General features: G+C 70.6%; 3 protein-coding genes. All 3 read left to right on the forward strand.

What is annotated here, in order from left to right; genetic code table 11:
* The coding region (locus H3O04_RS32495) for an alpha-1,4-glucan--maltose-1-phosphate maltosyltransferase (RefSeq protein ID WP_202589246.1) at positions 1 to 2,426 on the forward strand (2,426 nt) is incomplete at its 5' end.
* A complete protein-coding gene (gene treS, locus H3O04_RS32500; RefSeq protein ID WP_202589248.1) occupies positions 2,426 to 5,836 on the forward strand; it encodes a maltose alpha-D-glucosyltransferase in 3,411 nt (1,136 codons plus the stop codon). The genes H3O04_RS32495 and treS, both read left to right, overlap by 1 nt.
* Positions 5,833 to 7,350: 1,4-alpha-glucan branching enzyme (gene glgB, locus H3O04_RS32505; protein WP_202589247.1), on the forward strand; the 1,518-nt coding region annotated here is incomplete at its 3' end. The genes treS and glgB, both read left to right, overlap by 4 nt.

The following is a 7,350-nucleotide window of genomic DNA, read 5'->3' on the forward strand; positions in this document are numbered from 1 at the left end:
ACAGCGCGGCCGCGCTCGCCGATGCGAACGCGTGGCGCCGCGCCACGCCCGTCGCGGCGGCGCGCGGCGAAATCGTGCAACTGAGCGCGCCGGGCGCGAGCGCGACCGCGCTGCTGCGCGGCACCGGGCCGCTGCTCGAACATGACGACGCGGCGTTGCTGATCGCATTGAATCCCGATCTCGACGCGCCGGCGACGGTCGATCCCGCGACGATCCTGCCCGGCGTGCCGGGCGGCTTCACACGCGTCGTCACGCAGGACGGCGCGCACACGCATCCGCCGGCCGCGCTCGAGCCGTTCACGCTCGCCCCCGGCGCGTATGCGCTGCTGCATGCATGGCGGGCGCCGCCCGTCACGACGCCCGCCGACGCCGCGCGCGAACGCACCGCGCTGTCGGCCGCGCTCGTGGCCGACCGGATCGCGATCGAGCGCGTCGAGCCGTCGGTCGACGACGGCCGCTTCGCGATCAAGCGCGTGATCGGCGAGCCGCTCGTCGTCAGCGCGTCGATCTTCACGGACGGGCACGCGCATCTCGCGGCCGTGCTCCAGTGGCGCGCCGACGACGACGACACCTGGCGCGAAGTGCCGTTCGAAGCCGAGCCGAACGACCGCTGGCACGCACGCGTCACGCTCGACCGGCTCGGCCGCCATGAATTCCGCGTGGTCGCGTGGCGCGACGACTGGGCGTCGCTCGTCACCGATATCGCGAAGAAGCGCGCGGCCGGCCAGGACGTGACGCTGGAGGTGCGCGAAGCGCAACTGCTGCTCGCCACCGCGCTGAAGCTCGCCGATCCCGTCGATCCGCGCGCGGTCAAGCAGATGGAACGGCTCGCCGCCGAACTCAAGGACGCGTCGCCCGACGACCGCCTCGCGTCGATCGGCGGGCCCGCGCTCGCCGACGCCTTCGCGGCGCTGCGCTACCGCCCGTTCGTCACGCACGACGCGACGACCTACCCGGTCGACGTCGAACGCCGCCAGGCGCGCTTCTCGAGCTGGTACGAGATGTTTCCGCGCTCGGCGAGCGACGATCCGCACCGGCACGGCACGTTCGACGACGTGATCGCGCATTTGCCGCGCATCCGCGACATGGGTTTCGACGTGCTGTATTTCCCGCCGATCCACCCGATCGGCACGTCCGCGCGCAAGGGCCGCAACAACAGCCTGACCGCCGGCCCCGACGACGTCGGCAGCCCGTACGCGATCGGCTCGCCCGACGGCGGCCATACGGCCGTGCATCCGCAGCTCGGCACGCTCGAGTCGTTCCGCGCGCTGGTCGACGCCGCGCGCGGGCACGGGCTCGAGATCGCGCTCGATTTCGCGATCCAGTGCTCGCCCGACCATCCGTGGCTCGCCGCGCATCCGGGCTGGTTCGCGTGGCGGCCCGACGGCTCGCTGCGTTTCGCGGAGAATCCGCCGAAGCGCTACCAGGACATCGTGAACCCCGATTTCTACGCGCCGGACGCGCTGCCCGACCTGTGGCTCGCGCTGCGCGACGCGGTGCTGTTCTGGGTCGACGCGGGCGTGCGGATCTTCCGTGTCGACAATCCGCACACGAAGCCGCTGCCGTTCTGGGCATGGATGATCGCCGACGTGCGCGGCCGGCATCCGGACGTCGTGTTCCTGTCCGAGGCGTTCACGCGGCCGGGGATGATGTACCGCCTCGCGAAAGTCGGCTTCTCGCAGTCGTACACGTACTTCACGTGGCGCGAGTCGAAGCGCGACTTCATCGACTACCTGACCGAGCTGACCGCCGGCCCGCCACGCGAATTCTTCCGGCCGAACTTCTTCGTCAACACGCCCGACATCAATCCGCGCCACCTGCAGAACGCGCCGCGTTCGCAGTTCGTGATCCGCGCGGCGCTCGCGGCGACGCTGGCCGGCTCGTGGGGCCTGTACTCGGGCTTCGAGCTCGGCGAATCGGCGCCCCTGCCGGACAGCGAGGAATACGCGGATGCCGAGAAATACGAGCTGCGCGCGCGCGACTGGAGCAAGGCCGCGCACATCGGCACGGAAGTCGCGCGGCTGAACCGCGCGCGGCGCGATCACGCGGCGCTGCAGACGCATCTCGGGCTCACGTTCGTCGATGCGGACAACGATTCGGTGCTCGTGTTCATGAAGGCCACACCTGCGTTCGACAGCGTGGTGATCGTCGCGATCAGTCTCGACCCGTGGCATCCGCAGGCCGCGAACTTCACGCTCGATGCGGCGCTGTGGCGCGGCCTCGGGCTGGCCGACGGCGAACCGCTCGATGCGCTCGAACAGGACGCCGCGCACGCGGAGACCTGGCGCGGCCATCGCCAGTACGTGTCGCTCGATCCGCACGTGCGGCCGTACGCAATCTGGCGGCTCGCGCCGTCTCCGGGCGCCGCGCGGGCGGCGGCACCCGAACCGGACCCCGCCCGCCGCCCTTCGGGAGCGCATGCATGATGAAACGCGAAGATTCCCTCGACGACGTGCGCCGCGCGCAATTCCCGTCGCTCGCGCCGGCCGGCACGCCGCGCCGGCGCCGCGCGCGCCGCCGCGAACCCGCGCTCTGTGCGGACGATCCGCTGTGGTACAAGGACGCGATCATCTACCAGGTGCACGTGAAGTCGTTCTACGACTCGAACAACGACGGCATCGGCGATTTCCCCGGCCTGATCGCGAAGCTCGACTACATCGCCGAACTCGGCGTCGACACGATCTGGCTGCTGCCGTTCTATCCGTCGCCGCGCCGCGACGACGGCTACGACATCGCCGACTACCGCGACGTGCATCCCGACTACGGCACGCTGGCCGACGTGCGGCGCTTCATCCGCGAAGCGCATGCGCGCGGCATCCGCGTGATCGCGGAGCTCGTGATCAACCACACGTCGGACCAGCATCCGTGGTTCCAGCGCGCCCGCCGCGCGAAGCCGGGCTCCACGCATCGCGACTACTACGTGTGGTCCGACACCGACACGAAATACGCGGGCACGCGGATCATCTTTCTGGATACCGAAACGTCGAACTGGACCCACGACCCGGTGGCCGGCCAGTACTACTGGCACCGCTTCTACTCGCACCAGCCGGACCTGAACTTCGACAACCCGGCCGTCGTGCGCGAAGTGATCCAGGTGATGCGCTTCTGGCTCGACCTCGGCATCGACGGGCTGCGGCTCGACGCGGTGCCGTATCTCGTCGAGCGCGAAGGTACCAACAACGAGAACCTGCCCGAGACGCATGCGATCCTGAAGCGGATTCGCGCGACGATCGACGCCGAATACCCGAACCGGATGCTGCTCGCGGAAGCGAACCAGTGGCCGGAAGACGTGCAGGAATACTTCGGCAACGAGGACGAATGCCACATGGCGTTCCACTTCCCGCTGATGCCGCGCATCTACATGTCGATCGCGAGCGAGGATCGCTTCCCGATCCTCGACATCATGCGGCAGACGCCGGCGCTCGCGCCGAGCAACCAGTGGGCCGTGTTCCTGCGCAACCACGACGAGCTGACGCTCGAGATGGTCACCGATTCGGAGCGCGACCTGCTGTGGCAGACCTACGCGAGCGACCGCCGCGCGCGGCTGAACCTCGGCATCCGGCGCCGGCTCGCGCCGCTGATGGAGCGCGACCGCCGCCGCATCGAGCTGATCAATTCGCTGCTGCTGTCGATGCCCGGCACGCCGGTGATCTACTACGGCGACGAACTCGGGATGGGCGACAACATCCACCTCGGCGACCGCGACGGCGTGCGCACGCCGATGCAGTGGTCGTCGGACCGCAACGGCGGCTTCTCGCGCGCCGACCCCGAACTGCTGGTGCTGCCGCCGGTGATGGGCTCGCTGTACGGCTATGACGCGATCAACGTCGAGGCGCAGACGCGCGACCCGCATTCGCTGCTGAACTGGACGCGGCGCATCCTCGCGACGCGCCGCGCGTCGCAGGCGTTCGGGCGCGGCACGATCCGCTTCCTGCGCCCGGAGAACCGCAAGGTGCTCGCGTACCTGCGCGAGCTGGACGGCCACGAGCCGGTGCTGTGCGTCGCGAACCTGTCGCGCGCGTCGCAGGCGGTCGAACTCGACCTGTCCGAATTCGCGGGCCGCGTGCCGATCGAGATGACGTCCGATTCGCCGTTTCCGCCGATCGGCCAGCTCCCGTATCTCCTCACCTTCCCGCCGTACGGGTTCCTGTGGTTCGTGCTCGCCGAGCATGGCCGCGAGCCGTCGTGGCGGCAGCCGCATGCGGAGCCGCTGCCCGAATACGTGACGCTCGTGATGCGGCGCGGCGATACGCGGCCGGACGTCTCGCAACTGCACGCGCTGGCGCACGACGCGCTCGCGTCGTGGCTCGCGCGGCGGCGCTGGTTCGCATCGAAGGATCGCAAGATCGGCGACGCGTGGCTGAACGTCGTCACGCCGATTCCGGACGAGCCGTTCCAGTATGCGGAGGCGTGGGTGTCCGCGAGCGACGGGGGCGTCGAGCGCTACGTGGTGCCGCTCGCGACCGCGTGGGGCGGCGAGACGTCCCATCCGCTGTTCGCGCAACTGGCGCTGGCGCGCGTGCGGCGCGGCCATACGGTCGGCTACCTGACCGATGCGTTCGCGCTGCCGGCGTTCGCGCGCGGGATGCTGCGCAAGCTGCGCGACGGCGCGACGGTGCCCACGTCCGACGGCGGCCGGCTCACCTTTCTCCCGGAAGACGCGCTCGCCGGGCTCGATCCGGGCGACGACGCGGAAGTGCGCTGGCTCGCGGCCGAGCAGAGCAACAGTTCGCTCGTGATCGGCGACGCGATCGTGCTGAAGCTGGTGCGCAAGGTCGCGCACGGCATTCATCCGGAAGCGGAAATGAGCCGGCACCTGACGCGCATCGGCTATGCGAACACCGCGACGCTGGCCGGCGAAGTCGTGCACGTCGACCCGGACGGCACGCCGCATACGGTCGCGATCCTGCAGCGCTACGTCGACAACCAGGGCGACGCATGGACGCGCTCGTTCGACTTCCTGCGCCGCGCGATCGACGAGCTGGCGCTGCCGGCCGCAGACGAAGGCGAGACGGCCGAAACGGACGAGGAACCCGACGCGCTGCTCGGCTACGCGGCGTTCGCCGGCATCATCGGCACGCGGCTCGGCCAGTTGCACGTCGCGCTCGCGCAGCCGTCCGACGATCCCGCGTTCGCGCCGGAGCGCGCGACGCCCGAGCACGTCGACGGCTGGTGCGTGGACGCGATCGCGTCGTTCGAACGCGCGCTCGACGTGCTGCGCACGCGGCTCGACGCGCTCGATGCGCCTACCCGCGCGTCGGCCGACGCGCTGCTCGCATCGCGCGACGCGGCCGTCGAGGCGCTCGGCGAGCTCGTGCCGCGCACGCTCGATGCGCAATGCACGCGGATTCACGGCGATTTTCATCTGGGCCAGGTGCTCGACGTGCAGGGCGACGCGCTGCTGATCGACTTCGAAGGCGAACCGGCGCGCCCGCTCGAGCGGCGGCGCGCGAAATCGCATCCGCTGCGCGACGTGGCCGGCCTGCTGCGCTCGCTGTCCTATGTCAGCGCGACCGCACAGTTCGCGATCGAGAAGGCGCCGCCGCAAGCGGCCGGCCGCAAGCGCGCGCTGTTCGACCGCTTCGGGCAGGCCGCCGCCGACCGCTTCGTCGAATGCTATCGCGCGGCGGCCGACCTCGCGCCCGCGCGCTTCGTCGATCCGCACTATGCGGACCGCCTGCTCGCGCTGTTCCTGATCGACAAGGCGTCGTACGAGCTGTGCTACGAAGCCGCGAACCGGCCCGACTGGCTGAGCGTGCCGGTCGGCGGGCTCGCGGCGCTGGTCGACCGGCTGCTCGGCGACGGCGCGCTGCCCGACGACGGAGGAAACCCATGACCGATACGCTGTTCGACCGCGCCGATATCGATGCGCTGCTCGCCGGCCGCCATCCCGACCCGTTCGCGTGCCTCGGCCCGCACCGACACGATGACCAGATCGTCGTGCGGGCGCTGCTGCCCGGCGCCGAGCGCGTGCGCGCGCTGTCGCCGGACGGCGCCGAACTCGGCACGCTCGCCTGCGTCGATCGCGCCGGCTGCTTCGCGGGGACGATCGCACACGATGGCGGCGCGCCGCACTATCTGCTCTCGATCGACTGGCCGGATGCGCACCAGGTGACCGACGATGCGTACGCGTTCGGCACGCTGCTCGACGAAGCGGCGCTTGCGCGTTTTTCGGCCGGCGATCCCGAAGCCGTGCTCGACTGCCTCGGCGCGACACCGGTGCGCATCGACGATACCGACGGCGTGCGGTTCGCGGTGTGGGCGCCGAGCGCGCAGCGGGTGTCGGTGGTCGGCGATTTCAACGCATGGGACGGCCGCCGCCATCCGATGCGGCTGCGGCGGCCGTCGGGCGTGTGGGAGCTGTTCGTGCCGGGCATCGGCCCGGGCGAGCGCTACAAGTACGAGCTGGTCGCGGCCGACGGGCGCGTGCTGCCGCACAAGGCCGATCCGTGCGCACGGGCGACCGAGGCGCCGCCGCGCACGGCATCGGTGGTCGCCGACGTCGCGGCGCTCCACGCGTTCGCCTGGCACGACGACGGCTGGATGCACGCGCGGCCGCGCCACGACGACCGCTATCGCGTGCCGTGGTCGATCTACGAGGTCCATCCGGAGTCGTGGCAGCGCATCCCCGAACAGATGGACCGCAGCGCGACGTGGGACGAACTCGCCGAGCGGCTGATTCCGTACGTGAAGGGGATGGGCTTCACGCACGTCGAATTCATGCCGATCGCCGAATACCCGTTCGGCGGCTCGTGGGGCTACCAGCCGCTCGCGCAGTTCGCGCCGTCCGCGCGCTTCGGGCCGGTCGACGGCTTCGCGCGCTTCGTCGATCGCGCGCACGCGGCCGGCATCGGCGTGCTCGTCGACTGGGTGCCCGCGCATTTTCCGAACGACGCGCACGGGCTCGCGCAATTCGACGGCAGCGCGCTGTACGAGCATGCCGATCCGCGCGAGGGGATGCACCCCGACTGGAACACCTGCGTGTTCAACGTCGGGCGCACCGAGGTCAGTGCGTTTCTCGTCGCGTCGGCGCTCGCGTGGGCGCGCCGCTATCACGTCGACGGCATCCGCGTCGACGCGGTCGCGTCGATGCTGTATCGCGACTATTCGCGCAAGGAAGGCGAATGGGTGCCGAACGTGTACGGCGGCCGCGAAAACCTCGAATCGGTCGCGTTCCTGCGCCGGCTGAACGACACGCTGCACGGTGACACCGCGCCGGCCGGCGTCGTCACCGTCGCGGAGGAATCGACCGCGTGGCCGGGCGTCACCGCGCCGACCGCCGACGGCGGGCTCGGCTTCGACTTCAAGTGGAACATGGGCTGGATGCACGACACGCTCGCGTACCTGCAC

Origin of the sequence: Burkholderia sp. KCJ3K979 (genome assembly GCF_016759955.1) — a bacterium.
GTDB classification, from domain to species: Bacteria; Pseudomonadota; Gammaproteobacteria; order Burkholderiales; family Burkholderiaceae; genus Burkholderia; species Burkholderia orbicola.